The sequence below is a fragment of the Clostridium amylolyticum genome (assembly GCF_900142075.1).
Classification (GTDB): Bacteria; Bacillota; Clostridia; order Clostridiales; family Clostridiaceae; genus Clostridium_AA; species Clostridium_AA amylolyticum.
Map to the genome: position 1 here is coordinate 1 of NZ_FQZO01000010.1, position 26,199 is coordinate 26,199.

29 protein-coding genes are annotated in these 26,199 nt (G+C 31.8%); 26 read left to right on the forward strand and 3 right to left on the reverse strand.

The window, feature by feature from the left end; translation table 11 throughout:
* From BUA82_RS17525 to BUA82_RS17535, 3 genes are all read left to right on the forward strand, one after another.
* A partial coding sequence (locus tag BUA82_RS17525; protein ID WP_423230463.1) for a Mu transposase domain-containing protein occupies nucleotides 1–842 on the forward strand: 842 nt, incomplete at its 5' end.
* The gene (istB, locus tag BUA82_RS17530) at nucleotides 839–1,597 is read left to right on the forward strand and encodes an IS21-like element helper ATPase IstB (protein WP_073011422.1); all 759 of its coding nucleotides are present in this window, start codon (nucleotides 839–841) and stop codon (nucleotides 1,595–1,597) included. The genes BUA82_RS17525 and istB, both read left to right, overlap by 4 nt.
* Nucleotides 1,597–2,034 carry a hypothetical protein gene (locus BUA82_RS17535; RefSeq protein WP_073011425.1) on the forward strand — a complete coding sequence of 146 codons (438 nt, stop codon included), beginning with the start codon at nucleotides 1,597–1,599 and terminating at the stop codon, nucleotides 2,032–2,034. The genes istB and BUA82_RS17535 overlap by 1 nt, the downstream gene beginning before the upstream one ends.
* A gap of 68 nt (nucleotides 2,035–2,102) precedes the next feature.
* Here BUA82_RS17535 and BUA82_RS17540 read toward each other — a convergent pair whose 3' ends face one another.
* The 3 genes from BUA82_RS17540 to BUA82_RS17550 all read right to left on the reverse strand — a co-directional run bounded on the left by BUA82_RS17540 (nucleotide 2,103) and on the right by BUA82_RS17550 (nucleotide 3,718).
* Complete coding sequence (locus tag BUA82_RS17540; RefSeq protein WP_073011428.1) at nucleotides 2,103–2,600, reverse strand: zf-HC2 domain-containing protein; 498 nt, start codon at nucleotides 2,598–2,600, stop codon at nucleotides 2,103–2,105.
* 115 nt (nucleotides 2,601–2,715) lie between these two features.
* Complete coding sequence (locus BUA82_RS17545; RefSeq protein ID WP_073011431.1) at nucleotides 2,716–3,240, reverse strand: zf-HC2 domain-containing protein; 525 nt, start codon at nucleotides 3,238–3,240, stop codon at nucleotides 2,716–2,718.
* Complete coding sequence (locus BUA82_RS17550; RefSeq protein ID WP_073011434.1) at nucleotides 3,230–3,718, reverse strand: RNA polymerase sigma factor; 489 nt, start codon at nucleotides 3,716–3,718, stop codon at nucleotides 3,230–3,232. The genes BUA82_RS17545 and BUA82_RS17550 overlap by 11 nt, the downstream gene beginning before the upstream one ends.
* Before the next feature lie 280 nt (nucleotides 3,719–3,998).
* On the opposite strand from BUA82_RS17550, the gene BUA82_RS17555 reads away from it, so the two are divergent.
* From BUA82_RS17555 to BUA82_RS21275, 23 genes are all read left to right on the forward strand, one after another.
* Nucleotides 3,999–4,469 (forward strand): hypothetical protein, encoded by a 471-nt coding sequence (locus tag BUA82_RS17555; protein WP_073011438.1) that lies wholly within the window; start codon nucleotides 3,999–4,001, stop codon nucleotides 4,467–4,469.
* Between the two features lie 311 nt (nucleotides 4,470–4,780).
* Entirely contained in the window at nucleotides 4,781–6,001 is a 1,221-nt protein-coding gene (locus tag BUA82_RS17560) for a hypothetical protein (protein ID WP_073011441.1), read from the forward strand.
* Nucleotides 6,002–6,018: 17 nt separating this feature from the next.
* Nucleotides 6,019–6,357 (forward strand): DUF3969 family protein, encoded by a 339-nt coding sequence (locus BUA82_RS17565; RefSeq protein ID WP_073011444.1) that lies wholly within the window; start codon nucleotides 6,019–6,021, stop codon nucleotides 6,355–6,357.
* Between the two features lie 107 nt (nucleotides 6,358–6,464).
* Nucleotides 6,465–6,773, forward strand: coding sequence for an HNH endonuclease (locus BUA82_RS17570; protein ID WP_278321599.1), 309 nt, complete (start codon nucleotides 6,465–6,467; stop codon nucleotides 6,771–6,773).
* A 179-nt stretch (nucleotides 6,774–6,952) separates the two neighbouring features.
* Entirely contained in the window at nucleotides 6,953–7,093 is a 141-nt protein-coding gene (locus tag BUA82_RS20840) for a hypothetical protein (protein WP_178140775.1), read from the forward strand.
* 345 nt (nucleotides 7,094–7,438) lie between these two features.
* A complete protein-coding gene (locus BUA82_RS17575) occupies nucleotides 7,439–7,702 on the forward strand; it encodes an HPr family phosphocarrier protein (protein WP_073011450.1) in 264 nt (87 codons plus the stop codon).
* Nucleotides 7,703–7,719: 17 nt separating this feature from the next.
* Nucleotides 7,720–9,735 carry a BglG family transcription antiterminator gene (locus BUA82_RS17580; RefSeq protein WP_073011455.1) on the forward strand — a complete coding sequence of 672 codons (2,016 nt, stop codon included), beginning with the start codon at nucleotides 7,720–7,722 and terminating at the stop codon, nucleotides 9,733–9,735.
* A gap of 32 nt (nucleotides 9,736–9,767) precedes the next feature.
* Nucleotides 9,768–10,058 (forward strand): PTS sugar transporter subunit IIB, encoded by a 291-nt coding sequence (locus BUA82_RS17585; protein WP_207650316.1) that lies wholly within the window; start codon nucleotides 9,768–9,770, stop codon nucleotides 10,056–10,058.
* 101 nt (nucleotides 10,059–10,159) lie between these two features.
* Nucleotides 10,160–11,467, forward strand: coding sequence for a PTS ascorbate transporter subunit IIC (locus BUA82_RS17590; protein ID WP_073011459.1), 1,308 nt, complete (start codon nucleotides 10,160–10,162; stop codon nucleotides 11,465–11,467).
* 73 nt (nucleotides 11,468–11,540) lie between these two features.
* Nucleotides 11,541–12,386 carry a sugar phosphate isomerase/epimerase family protein gene (locus BUA82_RS17595; RefSeq protein WP_073011462.1) on the forward strand — a complete coding sequence of 282 codons (846 nt, stop codon included), beginning with the start codon at nucleotides 11,541–11,543 and terminating at the stop codon, nucleotides 12,384–12,386.
* Nucleotides 12,387–12,390: 4 nt separating this feature from the next.
* The gene (gene dhaL, locus BUA82_RS17600) at nucleotides 12,391–13,020 is read left to right on the forward strand and encodes a dihydroxyacetone kinase subunit DhaL (RefSeq protein ID WP_073011465.1); all 630 of its coding nucleotides are present in this window, start codon (nucleotides 12,391–12,393) and stop codon (nucleotides 13,018–13,020) included.
* Between the two features lie 13 nt (nucleotides 13,021–13,033).
* On the forward strand, nucleotides 13,034–14,032 hold the full coding sequence (locus BUA82_RS17605) for a dihydroxyacetone kinase subunit DhaK (RefSeq protein WP_073011468.1): 999 nt from the start codon (nucleotides 13,034–13,036) through the stop codon (nucleotides 14,030–14,032).
* 60 nt (nucleotides 14,033–14,092) lie between these two features.
* Nucleotides 14,093–14,938: a class II fructose-bisphosphate aldolase gene (locus BUA82_RS17610; RefSeq protein ID WP_073011471.1), complete on the forward strand. Its 846-nt coding sequence runs from the start codon at nucleotides 14,093–14,095 to the stop codon at nucleotides 14,936–14,938.
* 13 nt (nucleotides 14,939–14,951) lie between these two features.
* Nucleotides 14,952–16,286, forward strand: coding sequence for an L-fucose/L-arabinose isomerase family protein (locus BUA82_RS17615; protein ID WP_073011475.1), 1,335 nt, complete (start codon nucleotides 14,952–14,954; stop codon nucleotides 16,284–16,286).
* Nucleotides 16,287–16,300: 14 nt separating this feature from the next.
* On the forward strand, nucleotides 16,301–18,475 hold the full coding sequence (locus BUA82_RS17620) for a beta-galactosidase (protein ID WP_073011478.1): 2,175 nt from the start codon (nucleotides 16,301–16,303) through the stop codon (nucleotides 18,473–18,475).
* 19 nt (nucleotides 18,476–18,494) lie between these two features.
* Nucleotides 18,495–19,292: an HAD-IIA family hydrolase gene (locus tag BUA82_RS17625; RefSeq protein WP_073011481.1), complete on the forward strand. Its 798-nt coding sequence runs from the start codon at nucleotides 18,495–18,497 to the stop codon at nucleotides 19,290–19,292.
* 19 nt (nucleotides 19,293–19,311) lie between these two features.
* Nucleotides 19,312–20,475, forward strand: coding sequence for an iron-containing alcohol dehydrogenase (locus BUA82_RS17630; RefSeq protein ID WP_073011484.1), 1,164 nt, complete (start codon nucleotides 19,312–19,314; stop codon nucleotides 20,473–20,475).
* Nucleotides 20,476–20,605: 130 nt separating this feature from the next.
* On the forward strand, nucleotides 20,606–22,042 hold the full coding sequence (locus tag BUA82_RS17635; protein WP_073011487.1) for an NAD(P)/FAD-dependent oxidoreductase: 1,437 nt from the start codon (nucleotides 20,606–20,608) through the stop codon (nucleotides 22,040–22,042).
* A 19-nt stretch (nucleotides 22,043–22,061) separates the two neighbouring features.
* Nucleotides 22,062–23,324: an NAD(P)/FAD-dependent oxidoreductase gene (locus BUA82_RS17640; protein WP_073011491.1), complete on the forward strand. Its 1,263-nt coding sequence runs from the start codon at nucleotides 22,062–22,064 to the stop codon at nucleotides 23,322–23,324.
* 19 nt (nucleotides 23,325–23,343) lie between these two features.
* The gene (locus BUA82_RS17645; RefSeq protein ID WP_073011494.1) at nucleotides 23,344–23,712 is read left to right on the forward strand and encodes a DUF1667 domain-containing protein; all 369 of its coding nucleotides are present in this window, start codon (nucleotides 23,344–23,346) and stop codon (nucleotides 23,710–23,712) included.
* Between the two features lie 586 nt (nucleotides 23,713–24,298).
* Nucleotides 24,299–25,012: an HNH endonuclease gene (locus BUA82_RS20390; protein ID WP_207650317.1), complete on the forward strand. Its 714-nt coding sequence runs from the start codon at nucleotides 24,299–24,301 to the stop codon at nucleotides 25,010–25,012.
* Nucleotides 25,013–25,030: 18 nt separating this feature from the next.
* Complete coding sequence (locus tag BUA82_RS17655; RefSeq protein ID WP_073011497.1) at nucleotides 25,031–25,477, forward strand: SMI1/KNR4 family protein; 447 nt, start codon at nucleotides 25,031–25,033, stop codon at nucleotides 25,475–25,477.
* Between the two features lie 427 nt (nucleotides 25,478–25,904).
* Complete coding sequence (locus tag BUA82_RS21275; RefSeq protein WP_423230465.1) at nucleotides 25,905–26,114, forward strand: YxiG family protein; 210 nt, start codon at nucleotides 25,905–25,907, stop codon at nucleotides 26,112–26,114.
* The last annotated feature ends 85 nt before the right edge of the window (nucleotides 26,115–26,199 follow it).

Sequence of the window (26,199 nt, forward strand, 5' to 3'; positions counted from 1 at the left end):
CCAATGCTTGTCTACCCATGAGACCCAGAACAAAAGGGAAAATTGAAAAGCCATTTCAGTATTTAGAAGAGCAGTTTTTTAAAGGTAGCAGCTTTTACAGTATGGATGATCTAAATGAGAAGTTAAAAGAGTTTATGAATACTTGGAGTAAGAGAATCAATGGAACAACAAAAAGAGCTCCTATTGAAATGTATGAGGAAGAAAAGAAATTTTTAGGCCCGTTGAAGGAAAAAATCATTGTCGATTCAGAATTAGAAACAAGAACCGTAAGTACCGATTCTTTCGTTACAGTAGATACAAACAGATATAGCATCCCTGTAAAGTATGTGGACAAGTTAGTTAAAATAAGGATTGTTTATGGTTATATACTTGAAATTTATGATTTCGATTTGAGACTTATCAAGAAGTATAAAATAATTCAAGGAAGAAATATGAAGCTTGAGGATAAAGAAGACTATAAAGCTATTGCACAAAAGGTTCCATCCTCAATTCCAGAAATACGAAGGGTTTTTGAGAAAACCTTCGTTTACGGTAGTGAGTTCTATAAACTTACTTCTAAAATAACAAAGCAACCACATTTTCACGCAAGAGAGCTTTTAAAGCTCACGGAGTTATACTCAATTGAAGACCTAGATATTATACTAAAACACTGCATTGAGTCTAATATACTTAAAATTGATGGAGTTAAAGCACTAATTAAGGACAAATATCTAGAACTGATAATCGAACATGAAAAATTAGAACTTAAGCTTAAAGAAAGTAAAAAGGATAGATACAGCCTAAAAAATGAAAAGGCTATAATTAGAGACCTTTCTTACTATGACAAAGGAGGTCAAAATTGAAAATCAACAAAGGCATAGATATAGAAATTCAAAGGCTTCTAAAACAATTTAAGCTTCCAGATATGCATAACAAATACGAGGAGGCCATAGAATCGGCTATTAAAGAGAAGTTAAGTTATAGAGAGTTCTTGTACAATCTCCTGATCTTAGAAGAACAAGGAAAGAAGGAAAGGTTAAGAATAAGAAACATTAAGAAGGCTAACTTTGATGGGAATAAAACACTCGATGATTTTGACTTCGCATTTTCTAAAAGTATAAACCAAGATAAAATAAGAGATCTTGCTACACTAAGATTCATAGAAAAAAGAGAGAATATAGTTTTTGTAGGGCCTCCTGGTGTTGGTAAAAGTCATCTTTCAGAAGCCATTGGAATGAGAGCCTGTGAAGAAGGAAAAACAGTTCTTTTTGCTAATGCAATTGACTTAATGGAGGACTTATCTAGTGCGGTGAGAAATGGAGCTTTAAAGCAAAAATTCTCGAAGCTTTTGAAGATAGATTTGTTAATAATTGACGACATTGGTTACTTAAAAATGGATAAAGAAAAAGAGAGCCTATTTTTTCAGCTAATCCGACAAAGATATGAAAAAAAGTCTCTCATTGTAACAACAAATTTACCATTTAACCGTTGGGATGATATATTCACCAGTGAACTTGCAGCAGCTGCAGTTCTAGATAGACTCCTACATCATTCTCACGTTATAAGTATAACAGGTGATAGCTTCAGGGTAAAGCAGAATTTTAGGGAGGGACAATAATGGCAGATATTAAGGTGGATTTCCCCGAGTTTGTTAATATATTCAACACTCAAGGGAAGGATGCAGCAAGGCTATTGGCCAGGGAAAAGTACAATCGTAGCTTTGAATACATACAAAGGAAAGTCCGATACGAAAGTGACTACTATTTTGATAGGACATTAAGGAAATATAAAAATAAAGATAAAAACATAATTGAAGCAGATTTTATGAGTCTTGATGAGCTAGACAACTATGGAAATCAAGCAGCTGTGACTAAAAATACAGAGCCCCTCCCGGGGCTTTGGAAAGATCAAAGCTTTGAGCAGATAATCAATGATCTCATTAAAGATAGAATATTAGAATTAAGCAAATATATCTCTATTAACCATGAAACAAAGCAACTCACTGTTAAGTCCAAAACTATAAAAAACGATGGTCTTAGTTTAATTATAATTTAACTGTGAGGGGGGTCAAATTTCAGTGTAAAAGGGGGTCAATTTTGCTTGACAATCTACAATAGGCTCTATCAGTATTTAATTATATTATTTACTACATAAACTAAAGAATAAATAAACAAACAAACACATATAACAAAAATTGCTATCATCCATTTTTTCTTTGTTTTTTTATACCATGAAATGCTTACTATTGCACCCAATAAAGGCAATAAAAATCTAATAATTATAATGATCATAAGTATAAAAAATAATGTCAGTGTAAAAAAGCCTTCACCCAAATTTGCTTCACTATAAAATACAGAAATTATAAAAGTAATAATACTAAGTATAATACATAGGAGTAAAATGCTCGCAGATTTCTTATGTATCCCTTTTAAATAATTTATTCTTCTTTCTTCAAAAGAATCTAAATGAATTACAGAGGTCATACTCTCATGCTCTTTTTTGCAATAAACACAGTTATCAAGGTGTTTACTCACTAATTCTTTACTCTCATTACTAAGGATACCTTCAATATAATTTGGTAGTAAATCTTGAACAATTTCACAGGAAATGCTTTCTTTCATAATAATATCCACTCCTTTCCTTTTCATTAAGATACAATCTTGGCTTTAAGAAAAGTAAATTGTGTCTTTTATTTGTATTAATAACAGCTAATTTAAACAAAGATATTCTAATTGATTAACAGACCCATAGGATAGAGAAAAATTGCCATAGTAGAAAGGATACTTGAGTAAGGACCCATATTACCAAAAATAAAATAATTACATTAGGCCAGAATTTTTTTTCTTTTTTAGGAATTGTGTTCTTCCATATGACGGCAATAAGTATTGCTAGCAATGGTAAAAAGTATATTCCTACATATAGAATTATTACTGGTACTAATTGAAAAAAACTGGAGTGAGTGTATGTTAATTTAGAATAAGAGCAAAACGCAGCTATACTTACTAAAGTAACTCCCAGTATAATGACTGTGATAAAGGAAAAAATTAATTTCTTTCTCAAGGTTTTTATGGAGGCACTCTCACTAATAACAACATCTCTTTTTTCTTCTGAAATTTTACAGAGCTTTTTATATTCATTTTGACACTGCTGACATTCACTTAAATGCTTATTAACACATATATTAGTTTCTTTACTTGCAATGCCATCTAAATATATAGGCAATAAATCTCTTATGGTATTACATGATAAATCACAACTCATCCTGCATCCTCCTAATAATTTTTGATTTTCCCCTAAAAAATGTAACCCTAGCCCAATTTTCTGTTTTATTAAGTATTTCTCCAATTTCCTTAAAGCTTAAATCACCTGTTAACCTAAGGTACATAACTTCCTTAGTGATACCGTCTAGAGCTTGTATATTTTTATAAATTTCTTTTTTACCTTCGGAGGAAATAATTAGTTCTTCTGTAGAGCATGTACTAAATTCCATATTATTATCAAGAGGTGTTGTCTTGTTTTTATTTTTCTTTTCTAATTCTTGATATAAAAGATGCTTGGCAATCTGGCAAAGCCAAACTGAAATTTTACATTTGCCATTATATTTATTAAGGGATTTCATTGCTCTTATAAAAGTTTCTTGTGTCAGCTCTTCTGATAAATCTGCATCATTTATATAACTATACAAGAAACGATATACTGTTTGGGCTTGTTCCCTATAAATCTCCTCTATACTCTGCACTATTTCATCCCCTATACTATATATCCGTTTTTTTGCAATTTCGTTACAAAGTAAATATCTTTTAAAATAATAATATTATAAAATATACAATAAAGTAAAATTATTGGATGTATACAAAGAACAGAAAATGGTTAGAAGTATCTGTTTCCCTTTCCAATGAAAAGTAGAATAAATGAGCAAATTTGGAGGTGGTTAGAAAATAAATATGAAATATGGATATTGTTAGTATATAATTATGGTAAATATTTGTATTTTTAATGAAAGTAAGAGGAGCGTAACAATGGATACTAACAATATAAAAATAATGGTTAATCCTCAAATTACAGCAGATCAACTATGGGATTTTTACGTAAGAAATGATATTTGTGAGGTTGGTTTTGGAAAGGAAACTTCTGCAATACCTTTAAAACATAGCAGTTTAATTGTAGGTGCTTTCTATGAGGATAAGCTAGTTGGAATTGCTAGAGCTATGTTTGATGGACTTTCAGCAGCAGTTATGGAATTTTGTATGGAGTTAGAATTGCAAGGTAATAATCTTGAATATTGCAACGGTTCCCTTATAGAGAAGGATGATTTTGATATTGGAAAGCATATGGGAGATATTTTCCTTAAAGAATTGAGAGCTATGGGAGCGAATTTTATATTTCTTTATATTGTTCAGAATTGCGAAGAAAATTTTTATAAATCTTTAAGATTTAAAGAAAATAAAGGACACTTATGCTACTGTATAGATGAAAGGTCTTATGTTTAGAAGTTATTAAATTTAGAAATTTCTTACCATTAGTTTTCTATGTATATTGCAATAATGTAAAGGCAGTAGATATTTGAGGAATTTTCTTATCTATACTTTATAATGAGGATATGAAATAAAGCTTGATGCTACTAACAGAAAAGTAACAATTTTAAGAGAATGGCATCAATAATATATTATTAGTCTTTAATTTAATTGGATGCTATATTATAATTATTACATATAGTGGGAAAAATAAAATTGAATAATAAATTCAATAACTATGTTAAATATGTGATGTTATCATATAAATCGAGGAGAGAACTGAGGCTATGGTTATACGGGTAAATATATCGGAGTTAGAAAGTAAAGCAAAGTATGCAGACTCTCTTGCAAAGGAGTTAAAGTTAAAGGCTGAAGAAATTAATAATATATACTATAATCTAGGTGGAAAAGTAAAAAGCAGGAATGGAATAGGACAATCTATACTGAACCATAAAACGAAAATAGAAGCTGCATATGAAAAGATGTATAATATTAGTAAGTTCTTGTTTAAAGCAGCAGAGAACTATAGAAATGCAGAAACACAGGTGGAGGATAAAGCTAAAAGTCTTGAAGCCATGTTTAACTTTAATAATTATAATGTAATGGATTCTCTAGCAGGACTAGACATAGATGCGATTAATGCTTCAGAAATAAGCAATATAGATAACTATAATGTAGGAACAGAATATAGTACCGGAAAATCAAAATCTTCTGGATTCTTAGGTGGCCTTTTTTCAGCAGGGTTAGGTATAGGAGTTTCTATAGCGAAAAATCTATATTATGATCCAGCAGCAATGGCTATAGCAGTATCATCTAATTTCTTAGAGAATTTAGGGGTTCTTTCTAAAGGAACAGCACAATCTCAATACTCAAAAATTAAGAGTTTGGAAAGAAATGCTGAAGAGGCCTTAATTAATAAATACGTTTCTAATAAAGCGTCTTATTATGGAGCAGCTACTATAACAGACTTCGTGTCCATGGGGATTGGCATGGCAAAAGCAGCATTAGGACTTAAACAAATATTTGCTGGTATGAATGGAGTTGGCACTGGTATTGTAGGAGCACCTCTTACGGGAGGAAGTTCCTTCGTAATTTCTGTAGCAAGTGCAACTGCTGTGGCGGTAGGATTAGTGCAAACAGGATATGGAACATCGGTGTTCTTTAGCAGTAGGAACAATTTTAAGAATAATTATGAGAAGTTTAAAGAGGCAATTTCTGAGGGGGCTACTGAGACTGGTGAAAGTAGTATTAGAAGTATATATGATTCAATAAAAAAAGCACCTCAGTACCCAGAAGGATTTAAAGATGCTTCTAATGGAACTAGGAAAGTTAGTGTTAAAAATGGTGATGTCTTAGATGAATTAAGAAAAATTGAATCTGGACAGTGGAAAAAAGTATATAAAGATGGATATGATGCCAATGGAAAGAAAATATCAATTCATTATTTTCAAAGTCAGTCAGGAAAAGTTTTTAATGTAAAAGTTAAGCCAGGATGGAGTAATAAATAAAAGAGAGGGACTATTTAATGGATGAAATAAAAATTAGTATAAAGAATAAAATTGAAATTGAAAGATTTATATTATTAAGTATAATAGGACTAATGGATTCATTGATTGCTGGAGCAATATCAATAGAAGAGTGCGAGAGGTATATTTTTTCACCGTATTCTATAGAAAAACTGAATAATCTAAACCTAAATGAGAGTATAGTAGAATTGGTAGAAATGGGGTGTGAATTAGAGGATATTGAATCTCTTATTCCAGAAAAATTAAATAAATCAATAGATGAAATTAAATTAAAGGCAATTGACCTATTAATCAATTTACCTAAAAGTGAAGGAGAAATAAAAAAATGGATTGATTAATATGAAATAAAATTAAATAGTTATTTAAAATTCTGGAAGGATGAATATGGCAGGTAAAATTCACCCTGTATCATATCAGGAGTTAAAGTTGATAACAACGGATTTCTATTTTTGAATCAAAGTATGATATGTATTTAGAACCAAGTGATTATACTAAATCAAGGACTACGCATTTTAGGCGAGCAAGTAAAGATTTATATAATTCAATACAAAAGGATTCAAAACTGGCTAGTCAATTTACAACTGAAGAAATTAACTTATTTAAGGAAGGGAAAGTGCCAGAAAATTATACATTGCATCACCATCAAGATACAGGAAGAATGCAATTGGTAGATAGTAATTTGCATAGTAAAACAGCTCATGATGGAGTATATCCCATGCACAGTATGTTGTTGGAGCAATTAAATGATTCATAAGTAAAAATACAATAAAGTGGTACTTACAAAACTATTTAAAAACTATTAAATATGATTATTTGGAATTAAAAGTCATACAATTGATTAAAGAAGGTAATAGAATAATATTAAAGATAATTTAGCTGTTGCTGGTACACTTTGTACTGGCAACATTTTTTAGGTTAAGAAATAGTAAGTTCATGAAAATTATACAAGGAAAAAATTTAGAAAAGGGCATTGAAGCCCCCCTCCCCTTTGTCCATGAAAATCTATATGGACAAGGAAAGTTGGAAGTGGTAAAGATGGTTACCGAGGATTTAAAAAAGTTAATAGAAGAGTAGATAAAATGCAGAGGGCTGTACTAAGTTTAGTATTGCTCTTTTTTTATATAATTTCATGGAAGATATAGATATGTAACAAGCGATTTCGTGGAACTTATATACTTTACCGTTATGGGTGGCATACTTTTAAATATAGTGAAAAGTATGATTTTATAATTATTTCATTTTAAAGTGAAGTGATTTAAACTGGTATAATGTCGAATAAAGTGATAATTTAGTATTAACAGATATGAAGGTAAAGGTTTTCTTAGTTGCAAAACTTATAGTATGATATTAAGTTTATAAGAACCTTAATGTTAGCATAATTAGCACTTGTTGAAGAAAAATATAAATGGAGGATTATAAATGAAAGAAATGTTAGTAACAATAGTAAATGACACTGGTTTACATGCAAGACCTGCAGCGCAATTTGTTCAAAGAGCACAAAGATTTAAAGCTGATATAAGTGTAAAAAAAGAAGAGATGTGTGTTAATGGTAAAAGTATGATAGGAATATTAACATTGGGTGCTAATAAAGGTTCCCAAATAAAAATTATTGCAAATGGAGAGGACGAAGTAGAGGCTGCTAAACAATTAGCTGAATTTGTAAACAGTGGGCTTGAGGAATAGTGATAGGAGGATAATTCATGGTTTGTTTAAATTCAAGGCAGATTGATATTATTGAATGGTTAATAAAAGAGTTTACACCTGTTTCCATAAAAGAAATGGCATTAAGTTATGAGGTTAGCTCAAGAACAATTCGTTATGACCTTGAATTAATTGAAAATTGGTTAAGTGAAAATAAAGCAACTTTGGTTAAGGTTCCTAAAAAGGGAATAGAGCTAAAGAGCATTTGTGAAAGAGATGTTTTATTGGAAAAATTAAAATTTCTATCAGTAGAAAATCGAGTGCTTTCAGATAAAGAGAGAATTAAGTACGTAGTTTTAGAATTATTAATGAGTGACATACCTTTAACTATAGAAAATATAAGTAATAAGATATTTTTAAGTAAAAATACAATAATGAAAACTCTTAAAGATATAAATGTATATTTAAGCAGATATAAGCTGGAACTGTCCAAAAGTACAAAGGGTGGTTTTTACATTAAGGGAAGCGAAAAGAAGATTCGCAAGCTTCAATTATCTATATTTTTAGATGTGTTAGATAGCAATAATATCTTAAAAATATTAAGAGAAACAATTGAGTATGAGGATATAAGTGATTTGATACTCAATTATAATAACTTTATTGAAATCGATGACATGAAAAGGTTTTCCGAACATTTAATCTTAATTCAAGATAAGTATAACTATTTTTTTACAGATGTAGATTTCATAAAATTAATTTTTTATATAGCAATAATGGTTAAAAGATTCTATAAGGGTAAGAAGATTGAAAACACTAGCAATTTATTAAAAGATACCATTGAATACAATATGTCAAAAGATTTGATTAACAGGATATTTGAATCTAACGCTGTTAATTGTGAAGATGGAGAAATAAATGAACTAGCAAAATATATAATTGAATCAAAATCCTTTAATACAATAAATGAACTTAAAGAACTATCCGTTGAAGAAGTTGCTGATAAAAAAACAATTGAAATTACACAAAGGCTAATAGGTTACGTTGAGGAAAAGATTAATGTTGATATTAAAGATGATACTCAGTTATTTAATGGGCTAGTACTTCATCTGAAAAGTGCAGTAGCCAGAGTTCAGAATAACTCTCAGATAAATAATATATATACAGACTATATTAAAGTAAATTTTCCCTTTGTATATCAAGTTGTAGAAGAAGCAATAAGAAAGATGCCTGATATTTTTGGGGTAGATGTCAGTGATGATGAAATTGCTTATATTGCACTTCATATTCATGCTGCTTATGAACGAATAAGTGAAAAATCATCAAGGTACACAGCACTGCTTATATGTCCAGAAGGTATATCTTTTTTAAGTATTTTATCAACAAGAATAAAAAGAGAAATTCATAATTTGAATTTAATAGAAACCTGTTCTGTATATGATTATAAGCAGTTTAAGAATAATATTGATTTTGTTATTTCCACAATTCCATTAAGTATTGAAGAAACGGATGTTGTAACAGTTAGCCATTTTATGACTAATGATGACATATATAAGATAAAGCAAACTATACTACAGTTAAATAAATTTAGATTTATCTATAAGTTTAGCTATGACAACATAGAAAGGAAGATGCTTATGTTGAAGGATATACTAAAAAAAGAATCAATTAAGCTTCAAGTTGAAGCGGATAATTGGGAGGAAGCAGTTAGAAAAGCAGGTGATATTTTAGTTAATGAGAATAAAGTTAAGGACTTATATGTTGAAAATATGATTCAAGCAATTAAGGATTTAGGACCATATATTGTAATTATGCCTGGTATAGCATTTGCACATGCAAGACCAGATGAAACGGTAAATGAAACATGCATGAGTATGATTACTTTGAAAAAACCAATAGAGTTTGGAAGCAAACAAAATGACCCTGTTAGTATTGTTTTCGCATTTGGAGCAAATAGCCAAGGAGAGCATCTAAAAGCTCTTCAGGATTTAGCTAAATTTCTATCAGTAGAAAAGAATTTTCAAATGTTAATTAACACCAAAGATATTAATGAAATTTATAATAGAATCATTAATTAATAGCTATTAATAAAAAATTAGGGGGAATTATAATGGCAAAGAAGATTAAGGTTTTAGCTGTATGTGGTTTCGGAGTAGGAACAAGCTTGCTTCTAAAAATGAATATTGATGATGTTTTCAAGAAAAATGGTATAGATGCTGATGTAACAAATGCGGACATTACAACAGCTGCATCATGCCCAGCAGACATAATTTTTACATCTAATGAGCTTTATAATCAGCTTGAAAGTAAAGTAGAAATACCTTTGATTAAGATCGATAACTTTATGAACTTAGATGAGATTGAGGAAAAAGGAGTTCCTGCTATTAAAAAATTACTTTAAGTTAAAAACTAAAAATAATTTTTGTTTCTTTCTTAGTAAATAAAACCTAATATCTAAAGATTTTAGGATTTATTATAAAAATATTAAAAGGGGGTTATTATATGGGAATTATAAGTTACTTAACAAACAACATTTTCAAACAACCGCCAATTTTATTAGGATTAATAGCAATGGTAGGCTTACTAGTCCAAGGGAAAAGCTTCAGTGACATAATAAAAGGTACTTTTAAGACAATCATAGGAGTTATTGCATTATTTAAAGGTGTTAATATTATTGCTTCAGCAATTTCACCATTAGCAGGTGCATTTTCAACATTATATGCTCTACCACAAGGAAATCAGTTTAATCCGGATGCATGGGTGAATTTCATTGGTGAACATGGAAGCGAAATCGGTATTGTAATTCTTTTAGCATTTATAATCAACCTAATTGTTGCAAGAATATCACCCATGAAGAATATATTCTTAACAGGCCATATATTCTTTTGGATGTCATATATATTTGTAGCAGTGGGGATTGAGGGAGGTCTATCAGGAACAGGATTAATTGCATTTGCTACCATATTCCTATCAATTTATATAATCGTAGTTCCAGCATTGATGAGACCTTTAGTTAAAAAAGTAACTGGAAGTGACAAATTTACAATTGGCCATTCAACTTCTATATTCTGTTTCTTAGGTGCTGGAATAGGCAAGTTATTAGGTGACAGTAAAAAATCTACTGAAGATTTAAAAGTTCCTTCATATTTAGAATTCTTTAAAGAAACTACTATAGCTACATCTTTAATTCTATTCTTTACTTACATAATTGTAGGCTTGATTATTGGTGGAGAAGCTAGAGTAAAAGTTTTTGGTTCAGCTGTAGGAACTATAGGAACTATAGGCGGTATGCAATATGATTTATTTACCTTCAGTTTAATGGCAGGATTAACTTTTGGAGCAGGTCTTACAGTATTACTCACAGGCGTTCGTCTGATGCTTGGAGAAATTGTTCCAGCCTTTAAGGGTATATCTGATAAATTAATACCAAACGCAGTTCCAGCATTAGATATACCAATGGTATTCCCATACGCACCAAATGCATTAACAATTGGTTTTTTAGTAAGCATGATTACAAGTATATTAACTATAGTAATAATGGCTTCAACAGGTACTATGACATATGCAATAATTCCTCTTACGGTTGCATGTTTCTTTGATGTTGCTCCAGGTGCAATTTTTGCTAATGCTTATGGTGGCCGTAGAGGTGCAGTAATTGCCAGTGCTGTAAGTGGTGTATTAATGGTTCTATTAGTTAGCTTAGCAATGCCAGCTTTATTTAATACAGTAGCAGGATTTAATCAGGCCTTCGGTGGTAATGATTTTTCACTATGGTCAATAATAGCATCATTCTTCTCTAAGTTATTTTAAGCAATGTTAATATAAAAATATGACATACACATTGTGTATGTCATATTTTTACCAAAATTTGCGGAGGTGCAGTATGAAATTTGGTATACACTTATCAACATTTACAAGAGAATGGTCTGAGGATGTATTAGAATATGTACCTGTAGTAAAGGAATATGGATATCATGGATTTGAATTACCCTTAATGTCACCAGAGGAAATTGATTTAATAAAGGTGAAAAAAATGTTAAATCGATATAAACTTCAATGTACCTGTGGCACAGGAATGAATCCTAATAGAGATATATCATCAGAAAATATAGAAATTAGACAAAATGGTATAGATCATCTTAAAAAATGTATTGATATCTGTAGTGAATTAGAAAGCGACTGCCTGGGGGGAGTACTTTATGCTCCTTGGGGTCAGCTGAAAATGAGAAGTGAGGCAAAGGATAATATAAAAATGAGCCTTGAAGCTTTAAGTGATATGGGTGAATATGCAGGAAAAAGAGGAGTTGTACTAGCAATTGAAATTTTAAATCGTTATGAATCTTATTTCGTTAATACAGTAAGTGAAGGAAAAGCGTTTCTAAAACAAATTAATAATAAAAATATTAAACTTCACTTTGATACCTTTCATTCTAATATAGAGGAAAAAAATATGTATGGTGCTATTGTGGAAGGTGGTAAGGATATTTATCACATACATTTCTGTGAGAACAACAGAGGAGTTCCAGGCAGTGGAAATATTAATTGGAATGAAGTTAAAAGAGGTATTTGCGATATCGGTTATGATAGATGGATTACTTTGGAAAATTTCGTTATGGCTGAATGTGAAGTAGGCAGAGACGTTAATATATGGAGATATATAGAGAAAGATGGTAATACTGCAGCATGTGAGGGCATTAAGTTTATGAAAAATTTATTTGGGGAGGTATAGTAGAATGTTAACATCAAATGAAGTGAAGGAAATGTTAATAAATATTGCTGATATGTATATAGAAAAAAAGGAAGAGTTATCAAAATATGATTCTGTAATAGGTGATGGTGATCATGGAATCACTATGGCAAGAGGAGCTAAGGCAGCAAAAGAAAAGTTAATTTCTATGGAAGAAGGAACATGCAGAGAATACTTTAAAGCTTATGGTAGAACTTTAGTATCTACTCTTGGAGGAGCAATAGGGCCTTTATTTGGTTCAATCTTTATAGAGTTATCTAAGGCTTGTAAAGGTACTGAAACCTTTGACATAAATGAATTAAGTGATGGAATAATTGATGCTGAAATAAAGGTGTGTGACTTAGGTGGAGCAAAAGTCGGAGACAAAACAATGGTGGATGCCATTCATCCTACTGCAGAAGCTTTATTAAAATCTAAAGAAGCTGGAGATGATTTGAAAGCTGCTATTAAAAAGGCAGTAGAGGCTGCAAATTTAGGCGTACAAGCTACAATTCCATTAATAGCTAAAAGAGGACGTTCAAAATATCTTCAGGAAAAAGCTATTGGACACCAGGATGCCGGTGCTACATCTTTTTATTATTTCATTAAGGAAATGGATAAATATATAAATAGATAAAGGAGTGGTAAAGTTGAAATCTAAAAAAATTATTAATGATGTAGATAATATAGTTTTTGATACAGTAGAGGGTTTTGTTAAAGCATATAAACATAAAGTAATAAAACTTCCTAATAGTAATGTAATTGTTAGAAAGAATCTAGAAGCAGGAAAAGTTGGGGTAGTAATTGGAAATGGCTCTGGTCATGAGCCAGCTTGTATTGGCTTTGTTGGTAAGAATATGCTAAGCGCAAATGCTTATGGTGGAATATTTGCAGCACCAGGACCAGACACACTATATGATGCAATAGAGGCAGTAGATAGTGGATGTGGTGTTTGTGTACTTATTTCAAATCATGCTGGAGATGTAATAAATTCAAAGATGGCCATAGATATGGCAAAGGATGATGATATAAATTGTAAAGGCGTAATTCTATATGATGATATAGCTTCTTCACCAAAGGGACAGGAAGAGGAAAGAAGGGGCACGGCAGGGACATTGTTTAGCTACAAGATTGTGGGTGCTTATGCGGAAGAAGGTCATAGCCTTGATAAAGTAGTAAAAATGGCTGAGAAGGTTAGAGATAATACTAGAACATTAGCAGTGGCAACTATATCAGGAACATCACCTATTACTGGTTATAAAATGTTTGAAATTGAAGATGATGAAATAGAAATAGGAATGGGGGTACATGGGGAAGCTGCTGCTCACACAATGAAAATATGCACAGCAAAAGATATTGCAGAGGTTATGTGTGAAAAATTAATAGAAGATAAACCTTATTTAGAAGGTGATGAAATTACTGTATTAGTTAATGGATGTGGACAGACTACTTATATGGAACTTTTAATTTTCTATAATGAAGTGGAAAAAATACTTAATGATAAAGGTATAAAGGTTTATAAGCCAGCAATAGGAAGCTTCATTACCACACAAGAGATGGGTGGGATAGCTCTTGCATTTTGTAAGCTTGACGATGAAATGAAAAAAATGTGGGAAAAAGAAACGGATGCACCAGCCTTTAAGATTTAAAAGATTCATTTAATTCTTAATAAGATATAGTTATAAAATACAGGATAAGTAGGTGGATATATGAATTTAGTTTCAATGAAAGCTTTACTATGCAAGGCAGAAGAAAAAGGGACAGGTATTGCAGCAATTAATGTAAGCAACATAGAAACAATTAATGCTGTTATGGAAGCAGCAGAAAGGGTTAATTATCCGGTTATACTTCAGGTTGCGCCAATACAATTGAATATACAAAAAATTTCTTATAGTGAAATAACTGAAATAGTAAAAATATTAGGTAATAAATACAATATTGAAGTTGCACTTCATTTAGACCATGCAGAAACAATTAATGAATGCATAGAAGCTATTGATGCAGGTTTTACTTCAGTAATGTATGACGGGTCTAATGTATCCCTTGAAGAAAACATAGAAAACTCAAAAAAAGTTGTAGACTATGCAAAAGATAAGGGGGTAACTGTTGAGGCCGAGCTGGGTAGGGTTGCAGGAGCGGAGTCAGGAGCAGATGATTCAATTAAAGGACTAATGACAATCCCAAAGCTTGCTTCATTTTTCGTAAAAAGCACAGGGGTTCATTGTTTAGCAGTTTCCATTGGAAATGCTCATGGACATTATAAATATGAACCAAAGCTTGACTTTGAAAGATTAGAAGAAATAAGAACACAGGCGAAAATTCCATTAGTACTACATGGAGGTACAGGCATACCTGATACGGATATACAAAGAGCTATAGAATTAGGAATTAGAAAGATTAATTTCTTTACAGAGATAGATAATGAATTTGTTAATGGTTTTATAAATTCATATGAAAAGAATAAAAATATATATATGATGGCAGCTCAAGAAGCAGGAAGGCAGAGAATGCTTACAAAGGCAATAGAAAAAATTAAGTTATGCATGAAGTATTAAAAGGAGGTAAACTATGAAAATTGGATTATTATCACTGGGTTTTCCAAACTTTAGGTATGATATTGCACAAGATTATCTAAGAATTTCCATAGAAAGATTAAAGAGTAACCAGTATGAGCTTGCATATAAAGAAAATATTCTAATTGAAGAAGAAAAAATAGAAAAGGCATTAAATGATATAAAGAATGAAAATGTGGATTTGTTGATTATTCAGTGTGGCACTTACTCCTTTGGAAGTGCAATGATAAAGGTTATTGAGCTTTTTAGAGAAACACCATTGCTATTATGGGGTTTTAGAGAACCGTACATTGAAGGCTTTAGAGGCTTACCACTAAATTCACTATGCGGACTAAATATGTTTGGAAGCTTTCTTAAAAAGGCAGAAAAGGAATACAGTTATGTCTATGGAGATGTTAACGAAGATAAGGTTTACGAAAAAATAAATAGAGTAATAAAGGCAATTGATGTTAAAACAAAATTGAAAAAAAGCAGATTTTGTATTATAGGTGGAAGAGTTCCAGGATTCTATCTTTCAAACGTTGATGAGCTTCGTTTTAGATTTGAAATAGGACCTGAAATAAAATATTATTCTTTAGCTAGCCTTTTACAAGAGGCAAATGAAATAAATTGGGAGAGGGTAGAAGAAGAAGTTGCAAAAATGAAAAATGAAGCAGCTATTGAAACTACTGATGAAATGCTTGAAAAATCAGCTAGAATTTATTTAGCAATAAAGGATTTTAAAGAGGCAAATAAAATAGATGCATTTACTATTAAGTGTTGGCCTGAATTTCAGTCTCTATATAACTGCAGCGTATGCGGTGTTGTAGCTAGATTAAATAATGAAGGCATTATGACTTCCTGTGAGGGGGATGTAACAGGGCTGGCAACAATGTATATTCAGCATCTAATTACAAATGAGCCAAGTTTCTTTGCTGATTTAGTTAATGTTAATGAAGAAGGTATTGCAAAGGTATGGCACTGTGGTCCAGCTCCAATTTGCCTTGCCAAGGATAAATGTACAGTAAAGTATATTGAACATCCAACTATTAAGAATGGAATGGGTTTTGCTACTGAGTTTAAAATGAAACAAGGAAGATTATTAATGTTAAAGCTTAAAGAAGGAAAAGAAGACTATGTTTTATTTATGGCTAAAGGCACAGGGGTTGAAGAAGACAGGGATTTAGTTGCAAATCAAGCAGATATAAAGTTTGATACACCATCGCAAAAGGTTATAGATATCATAATGGAAAATGGAATAGAGCATCATTATGCAATTGTATATAGGGATATAGAACAGGAACTAATGGAAGTATGCAAATGGATAGGAATCAAAGTACTTAAGTGTTAGTAGGAGGGAAAAGTATGGAACAAGATAGATTTATATATGCAGCTGGATACTATCCGCTAATGCATGAAAAGCAAGATTGGGAAAAAGACTTAAAGCTAATGAAACAGTCAGGAATACAGTTAATAAGGACTGCAGAGCTGTTTAATACTTGGGATCGTATTGAACCAGAAAAGGGTAAATTCAATTTTCAGTTTTTAGATGATTTTTTTGATTTATGCGTAAAATATGAACTGAAAATATTATTAGGTACAGGTACAGCTTCGCCACCGTACTGGATTCACAAAGAGTACCCAGATGCTAATATTGTTAATAATCATGGAGAACAATATCCTAACAATGTGTCCTATACCTGGGCTTGTATAGATCATAAAGGGTATTTAGAAGAAAGTGAAAGATATATAAATGCATTGATAGGTCGTTATAAAGATCATCCAGCGCTTTATGCATATCAAATTCATAATGAAATTGGATTCCCATTTATGCCTTTAAAGAATGGAGATATAGATATTTATTGTTATTGCCAAAATACACAGAATAAGTTTAGAAGCTGGTTGAAAGATAAATATAAATCACTTGACCAGTTAAACTATGCATATAGATGGGGAGCTACAAATACATGCCATACAACCTGGGAGGAAATTGAACCTCCAAAAACCAAACCTACAAGCTGGTCAAGCGTAACTAGATGGCTTGATTGGAGACTTTTTTCAATGCAAAACTATGTTGATTTTGTAAGTTGGCAGGACAAGCTTATAAAGAAAATGGATTCCAAGCACCCGACAACCACAAATATTTTCTTCTTAAAATCTCAAGATCCATTGGGAGTTTTAACAGCACTAGATCAATTTGAAATGGCAAAGGTTGTTGATTATATAGGTTATGATTTATACCCTGGAAGTGGAAATAAATTAGAATCTACACCAGAATTTTCATCAATGTTTTTGGATATGGCAAGGAGCACATCAAAGCCCCTTGGAAAGGACTACTGGCTTTTGGAGACTGAAAGCGGTCCAATTAATGGTTGGGTAATGGGGCCAAGTAGAAATGTTAAGGGCTTTGATTTAATAAGAAATGTATTTGAAGCTGTTGGGCATGATGCTAAGTTAACATTATATCAGGGATGGAGGGAATGGGATTTTCAACCGCTTCATTGGGGAGCTATTGTAGACTTAGATGGTAATCCTACTGAGAGAACAAAGGCAGCAGAAAAGATCGGTTCCATATTAAAGGAGAATGGAAAAGAAATTTTTCAAGCTAAGAATTGTGTAGGCGAAATTGGAATACTTATTTCAAAGGAGAATTCTATAGTTCTTAATGGTATGGGTCAGGAAAAATATCTTATGGATGCTATGAGAGGAGCATATAGAGTATTTTGGGAAAAGGGCTATACAGTTGATTTTGTAACTCCTGAGCATCTGCAAAATGGTTATGCAAATAAGTATAAGGTTATTTATATGCCCCTAATGGCTGTTATAGATGAAGAATTAAGTAAGAATTTAGATAGCTATGTAAAGCAAGGTGGTATGCTAATTGGAACTCCAAGATGCGGTATGTTAGGTAAATATGGTTGGTACAATCATCAAATTCCATGCTTTAACCTATCAAAGGTGTTTGGAGTAAAAGTTGAAGATACCTATGCAGCTACCAATCCTAATGTGACATTCAATCATAAAAATTATTGCGGCTGCTGGCATAAAGAAGTAATATCCATAGAACCACACAATACAGAGGTAATAGCTAGATTTGATGATGATACCCCAGCAGTTACACTTAATTCCTATGGCAAGGGCTATGGTTTATTTTTTGCAACACACCCAGATGGTGCTTATTTGGAAAAGCAGTCTTATTTATTGTGGGATGTAGTTGACAGTGTATTGTTAAAACAGGGAATTGAACCAAAGTTATCTTTAGACTATGCAAATAGAAGCTGTAAGGAAATAGATGGACATTATCTTGAGGGTGAAAAATGTGGATATGTAATTATAACAAATTATGTTTCAGAGAAGCATCCTAATTTCTTTATTAATGGTAAGAAGAATGTGAGGGTAGCTTTAAAAATGAACAAGGATTACAGTAAAGCAGTAAATATAGTAAACGGTGATGTTTATCAATTAATACGTGAGAATGAAACATTAAAATGGAATATTACTATAGATAAAAATGAAGTTTTATTATTGAAAATAATATAGTGGACAGGAAGGTGATTTAATGAAGGATATTACAGAGATTAAGTGCTTTGTATTGGATATGGACGGTACTTTTTACTTAGGCAACAGGTTAATAGATGGAGCACTTGACTTCCTTAAAACATTGAAAGCACAAAATAAAGAATTTCTGTTTTTAACAAATAATTCATCAAAAAATAAGTATGCATATGTTACAAAGCTTAATAATCTAGGATTAGACATTGAACCCAATCGCATATTTACCTCTGGTGAAGCAACAACTATATATTTAAACAGTAAAAAAGCTGGTGCAAAGGTGTTTTTATTGGGAACAAAAATGCTAGAAGAGGAATTTATTAATGCAGGTTTTAAACTAGTAAAAGATAGAAGTCAGCGTCCGGATTTTATTGTTCTTGGATTTGACACTACGTTAACTTATGAAAAGCTATGGATTGCCTGTGATTTTATAAGAGATGGTGTTGAATACGTTGCTACACATCCTGACTTTAACTGCCCCCTTGAGGACTCTAAATTTATGCCAGATGCAGGGGCTATGATTGATTTTATAAGTACCTCTACAGGAAAAAAACCTTATGTTGTAGGAAAGCCTAATAAAGCAATAATAGAAGCTTTATGTGAAAAATATGCTTATGATAAGGAGGATATAGCCATTGTAGGAGACAGGCTATATACAGATATAAAAACAGGAGAGAATGCAGGTATTACTTCCATTTTAGTATTATCTGGTGAAACAAGCATTGAAAGCTATAATAATTCAGAAACAAATGCTGATTTTGTATACCCTTCACTAAAAGAGATAAACGAAGAATTAATAAAATAGCATATTGAGGAGGTAAGCCATGAAGGAATTTCAATTTTATCTTAGTACAGCCGTTGATTTTGGCTGTGGAAAGATTAAAAACTTAAGAAATTATATAAAACAATATAATGCTAAGAATGTAATTGTTGTAACAGATAAAAATTTACAGGAAATAGGTCTTCTTGAACCAATTATAGAAGAATTACAAAAGTGTGATGTTTTATATAAAATTTTTAATAAGGTTGAGCCTAATCCCGAGATTCATATAATTGATGAGGGTGCAGCTTTTGCAAAAAAGGAATCTTCCAATATGATAATTGCGGTTGGTGGAGGAAGTAGTATAGATACAGGTAAGGGGATATCCATAATGGCTGTAAATGAAGGAAGTGTATATGACTATTTAGATGGTAGAGGAGAAAATAAAAAGGAAATAAAAAACCAACCTATACCTTTAATAGCTATACCTACTACTTCTGGAACAGGTTCAGAGGTTTCAATGTATTCAGTTATAACAGATGAAAACACAAGAATTAAGGATTCATTAACCAGTGTTTTAATATATCCAAAAGTGGCAATTGTAGATCCAGAAATGACTATTAAGTTACCGCCAAGGGTTACAGCACATACTGGGTTAGATGTATTAGGTCATGCCTTAGAAGCATACACTTCATCAATTCAAAACCCTTTAACAAATGTATGGGCCTTAGAAGCCATTAAGCTTGTGTTTGAAAATTTACCTGAGGCAGTAAGTAAAAACACTATACAATCAAGGGAGAATATGGCTTTTGCGTCTGTTATGGCAGGAAGTGCTATGAGCCATTGCGGAGCAACAATACCCCATGGATTAGGATGTCCATTATCTGGACACTGTAACCTGCCACATGGATTAACTGTAGGAATATTGCAGATTCCAATGATTGAATATAATAAAGAGGTATTGAAGGATAAATTCTTAGATGTAGTAAAATATGTAAATCCTACAATAGAAATCTCAGAAAATATGGCAGCAGATAAACTTATAGAAATGATAAAAGATTTATTTGTAAAAATAAGTGTAGAGGAAACCTTGGATAAGAAATTAATAGATGAGGAGACCATAAAAGCAATGGTAAAAGATGCAGCAATACATGGTTGTACAGGTTTAAATATAGTGCCATTAAATAATGAAAATATCCAAGGAATTTATAACAAAGTTATACAATAATAACTCTGGCTTATAAATACAATTATATTAAAAGTTATATAATATTAGGCTAAGTATAGGAGAGCCGTAACCACAAGGTAATTTACCTATTGTTATGGCTTTTTTTATTTAAATTTAGGAGGGAAAATCTATGTTTGATGTAGCAATTATAGGTGCGGGTGTTATAGGATGCAGCATAGCTAGAGAACTTACAAGATATAAGCTTGAGGTATGTATTATTGAGAAGAAGAGTGATGTTGCGGAGGGAACAACAAAGGCTAATAGTGCAATAGTTCATGCAGGATATGATGCAGAGCCTGAATCTTTAATGGGAAAATTAAATGCAAAGGGAAATTCAATGTTTGATAAACTATCTGAGGAATTGGATTTTCCTTTTAAAAGAAATGGTTCTTTAGTTTTATGTTTTGATAAAGAAGATATAGACAAGCTATATAACATTAAAGCAAGAGGGGAAAAGAACAAGGTTCCAGGACTAAGGATATTAAGTAGAGAAGAATTAATTAAGATGGAACCCAATTTGTCAGATGGCATTGTAGCAGCACTTTATGCATCTACAGGAGGAATAGTATGTCCATATGAAATGACAATTGCCTTGGCAGAAAATGCCTATGATAATGGAGCAAAATTCTATTTTGACAATGGTGTTACTGAAATAGAAAAGAATAATGGATATTTTAAGGTAAAAACAGATAAAGGTGACTATAAGGCAAAAATAGTTATAAATGCAGCAGGAGTATATGCTGATGATATAAACAACATGGTTAGCCAAAACAAAATCCACATTATACCAAGAAAAGGCGAGTATTGTTTATTTGATAAGGCAGCAGGAAAAATGGTTAAGAGTACAGTGTTTCAGCTTCCAACTAAATTAGGTAAGGGAGTACTAATAACTCCAACTGTTGATGGAAATCTTTTAATTGGACCAAATGCAACTGATATTGAAGAAAAAGAAAGTCTTATAACAACTGAGGAGGGTTTAAATGATATTCTAAATAAAGCAAAAATGTCAATTAAACAAATACCAATGAGACAGGTTATTACTTCATTTGCAGGGTTAAGGGCTCACAGGCCTGAACATGATTTTTTAGTTAGTGAGGCTTGCGATGTTTCTAATTTTATTAATGTGGCTGGAATAGAATCACCTGGATTATCAAGTGCACCTGCAATAGCAGAGCTGACAGTTGGTATTGTAAAGGAAAAGTTAAATCCAGAAGTAAACAAAGACTTTAATCCAATAAGAAAAGGAATTCCTAAATTCAGAGAAATGAGCAATGAAGAAAGAAAAGGACTTATTGCTAAGAATTCTTCTTATGGAAAAATTATATGTAGGTGCGAAACAGTTACTGAGGGTGAAATTATTAATGCTATAAGAAGATCATTAGGAGCAAGAACATTAGATGGTGTTAAGAGAAGAACTAGAGCTGGAATGGGAAGGTGCCAGTCAGGGTTCTGTTCAACTAAAATAGTAGAAATTCTTTCAAGAGAACTTAATATTTCTCCAATGGAAATTACTAAATACGGTGGAGATTCAAAACTACTTATAGGTAGAAATAAAAAAATAAAGTAAAGGAATTGGAGGATATGATATGCTAAATTACGATATAGTTATAATTGGCGGAGGGCCAGCAGGTTTAGCTGCAGCTATAAAAGCTAGAGAAGAAGGAATAGAAAATTTAATAATTTTAGAAAGAGATAATGTTCTTGGAGGTATTTTAAATCAGTGCATTCATAATGGATTTGGTCTTCATACCTTTAAAGAGGAATTAACAGGACCAGAATATGCTAGAAGATTTATAGATAAGGTTGCTGAAATGAAAATTCCATATAAGCTTAATACTATGGTGCTTGATGTGAATAAGGACAAGATTGTAACAGCTGTTAATTCTGAGGATGGGATTATAGAAATTAAGGCAAAAGCTATTGTACTTGCTATGGGATGTAGAGAAAGACCAAGAGGTGCAATAAATATTCCTGGAACCAGAGCTTCTGGAATATATACTGCTGGAGCTGCTCAGAAGTTTGTAAATATAGATGGGCTTATGCCAGGAAAAGAAGTCGTAATTTTAGGATCAGGTGACATAGGACTTATTATGGCTAGAAGAATGACATTAGAAGGTGCAAAGGTAAATGCAGTTATTGAATTAATGCCTTATTCTGGTGGATTAAAGAGAAATATCGTTCAATGTCTAGATGATTATAATATACCACTTAAGCTTTCGCATACAGTTACCAATATAATAGGAAAGGATAGAGTTGAAGGAGTTACCGTTGCTAAGGTTGATGAGAGTAGGAGACCTATAAAAGGTACCGAGGAATTTATAAAATGTGACACCCTCCTTCTTTCAGTAGGATTAGTACCAGAAAATGAACTTTCAAGAAATGCAGATATTGAATTGTCCGATATAACAGGCGGTCCAATAGTAAATGAAAGCTTACAAACCAATACTGATGGTGTGTTTGCATGTGGAAATGTTCTCCATGTACATGATCTTGTTGATTATGTTACATCTGAAAGCTATAATGCAGGGAAAAACGCTGCTAGGTACATAAAAGGAGAAACCTTTGAAAATAAGAACAGTATTGAAATAGAAGCAACCCAAGGTGTACGATATACTGTTCCAAAATATATCGCCCCTAATAGCATTGAAAAAAGTATTGAACTACGATTTAGAGTTGGACAGGTGTATAAGGATAGCTATATTTCTGTATATTTTGATGATGTACGAGAAGTGCATAAAAACAAAAAAATACTTACTCCTGGTGAGATGGAGACTGTAATACTTACTAAGCAAATGTTTGAAAAGTACACTAATTGTTCAAAAATTATAGTAAAGATTGAAGAAGAATAATTTAAAGGACGTGTAGATAATGAGTAAAACAAGAGAATTAACATGCATAGGCTGTCCAATGGGATGCTCTTTAGCTGTTGAACTTGAAGATAAAAATGTAATAAAAGTCACAGGGAATCTTTGTAAAAGAGGAGAAATATATGGTGAAAAGGAATGTACAAATCCAACTCGTATTGTAACCTCAACTGTATATGTTCAGGATGGAGAGATAGATGCAGTATCAGTTAAAACCCAAAATGATATTCCCAAGGATAAAATTTTTGAAGTAGTGGCTGCTTTAAATGAGGTTAAGGTTAAGGCTCCTGTTAAGGAAGGAGATACTATTGTAGAAAATATTGCAAACACAGGAGTTAATATTATTGCTACAAAAAATGTTCAAGCAAAGTAAATAAGGAAAAGTATAAAGGGCTGTACTAAATTTAGTATGGCCCTTTATTTAGTGTGACCAGATGGGTGCAATCTAACGGGTGAAAGTCCCGAGTGGGGGTTGATAGTACCAAGCACATGGCCAAGAGCAAGGGTGTCCACCGTGAGGGGAATCTGAAGGAATCTGGAGGCAAACTTCTGGTATGAGAAACAGAAACTAAATGTGTGGACTGTACTTCAACTGAAAGAGTATGCAATAGTATTTCTATCATTGAGAGACAATCTGTAAAAGGTAGAATTAAGGTGTTTATTGTTAATGAAGATTTAGGATTTCCACCTTTAAAACATAGCAGTTTAATTGTAAGGCTTTCTATGAGGATAAGCTAGTTGGAATTGCTAGAGCTATGGGAGCGAATTTTATATTCCTTTATATTGTTCAGAATTGCGAAGAAAATTTTTATAAATCTTTAGGATTTAAAGATAATAAAGGACACTTATGCTACTGTATAGATGAAAGGCCTTATGTTTAGAAGTTATCAAATTTCTTAGAGAATTTAGGGGTTCTTTCTAAAGGAACAGCGCAATCTCAATACTCAAAAATTAAGAGCTTGGAAAGAGATGCTGAAGAGGCCTTAATTAATAAATACGTTTCTAATAAAGCCTCTTATTATGGAGCAGCTACTATAACAGACTTCGTGTCCATGGGGATTGGTATGTCAAAAGCAGCATTAGGACTTAAACAAATATTTGCTGGTATGAATGGAGTTGGCACGGGTATTGTAGGAGCCCCTCTTACAGGAGGAAGTTCCTTCGTAATTTCTGTAGCAGGTGCAACTGCTGTGGCGGTAGGATTAGTAGAAACAGGATATGGAACATCGGTGTTCTTTAGCAGTAGGAACAATTTTAAGAGTAATTATAAGAAGTTTAAAGAGACAATTTCTGAGGGGAAAGATAATGCTGGAAGGATGAATATGGCAGGAAAAACTCACCCAGTTTCAGGTGTTAAATTTGATAACAATGGATTTCCTATTTTTGAATCAAAGCATGATATGTATTTAGATCCAAGTGATTATACTAAATCAAGGCGTACGCATTTCAATAGGGCAAGTAAAGATTTATATAATTCAATACAAAAGGATTCAAAACTGGCTAGTCAATTTACAACTGAAGAAATTAATTTATTTAAGGCAGGGAAAGTGCCAGAAAATTATACATGGCATCATCATCAAGATACAGGAAGAATGCAATTGGTAGATAGTAATTTGCATAGTAAAACAGGTCATGATGGAGGATTTAGTATTTGGGGACCAGGTAACAAATAAAGAAAGGAAAGATAAAAGATGAATAATGAAATAGAATGGATTAATAAAAATGAAGAATTAGATGAGAATGAAATAAAGTATGTTGAGGATATACTTTATATAAAATTTCCTGAAGATTATATTAGTTGTATTAGGAATAATGATGGAGCATATCCAGTACCAGATACATTTAATATTCAAAATGACGAAGAAACTCTAAACAACTTGTTAAGTTTGCATAAAGATAAGGGGAATTTTCTGTTGCAAGTATACGAAAATGTGAAAGATAGAATGTTAGAGAAAATTATTCCTTTTGCTAGAGATCCATTTGGAAATCTGTTGTGCTTTGATTATAGAGATGATGTTCAACCTACAATTGTATTTTGGGAACATGAAAGGGCGTTTAATAATAAAGAAAATGCTATTAGTTTTATATGTAATACATTTTCTGAGCTTTTGAATATGTTACATGAATCAGAAGAATAGTAGATGCCCTTACTGCAACCAAAGACTTCTTGATACAGAGTATTTTGTTGGAGCAATTAAACGATTCAGATGTAAAAATACAATAAAGTTGAAGAAGGTAAATTAAAATTGAATAAAGAGAATAGAGGAAATAGAATCCTCATGAGAATCTACCGCTAGTAATGACAATAAATTTTAACTCTATGTTTAAAAAAGCGCTTGAAGACAGTCTGTTTTAATATTATTAATTAAAGATTAAAATAAGCAAAAGAAGTGTTAGAAGTAGTGTAGGATATCTATTGGGATATATTTCTAAAAATAATTAGGCTTGATATAATGGTGGTAACAAAGAGTTGCCACCTTAAATTTTTATGAATCCAACATTATAAATCATACAATAACATTTAAAGTTACTGTTATTGAGAATAGGAAAGAAGCAAAATAGGATATTAAATTTAAAGGCGTATCTTCATACCACTTTTATGAGGATAGTGAGGAACAAAGGATTAATACTATAGAGCCAGATGATGGAGATTATTTGGAACTAACATCAATACAGTTTTTTAAAAATGGCGTAGGGGATATAACAACTAAATCAAAAGCAGAAAAGTGGGCAGAGCAATATTATTCTAATGCAAATTTTGTTTTAGAAATATAGAATTCAATGTTGTTTATAGAGGCAAGTAATATTATTATAAATGACGTTGAATATGAAGTGAAATATCCGAACAACTAATTAATTA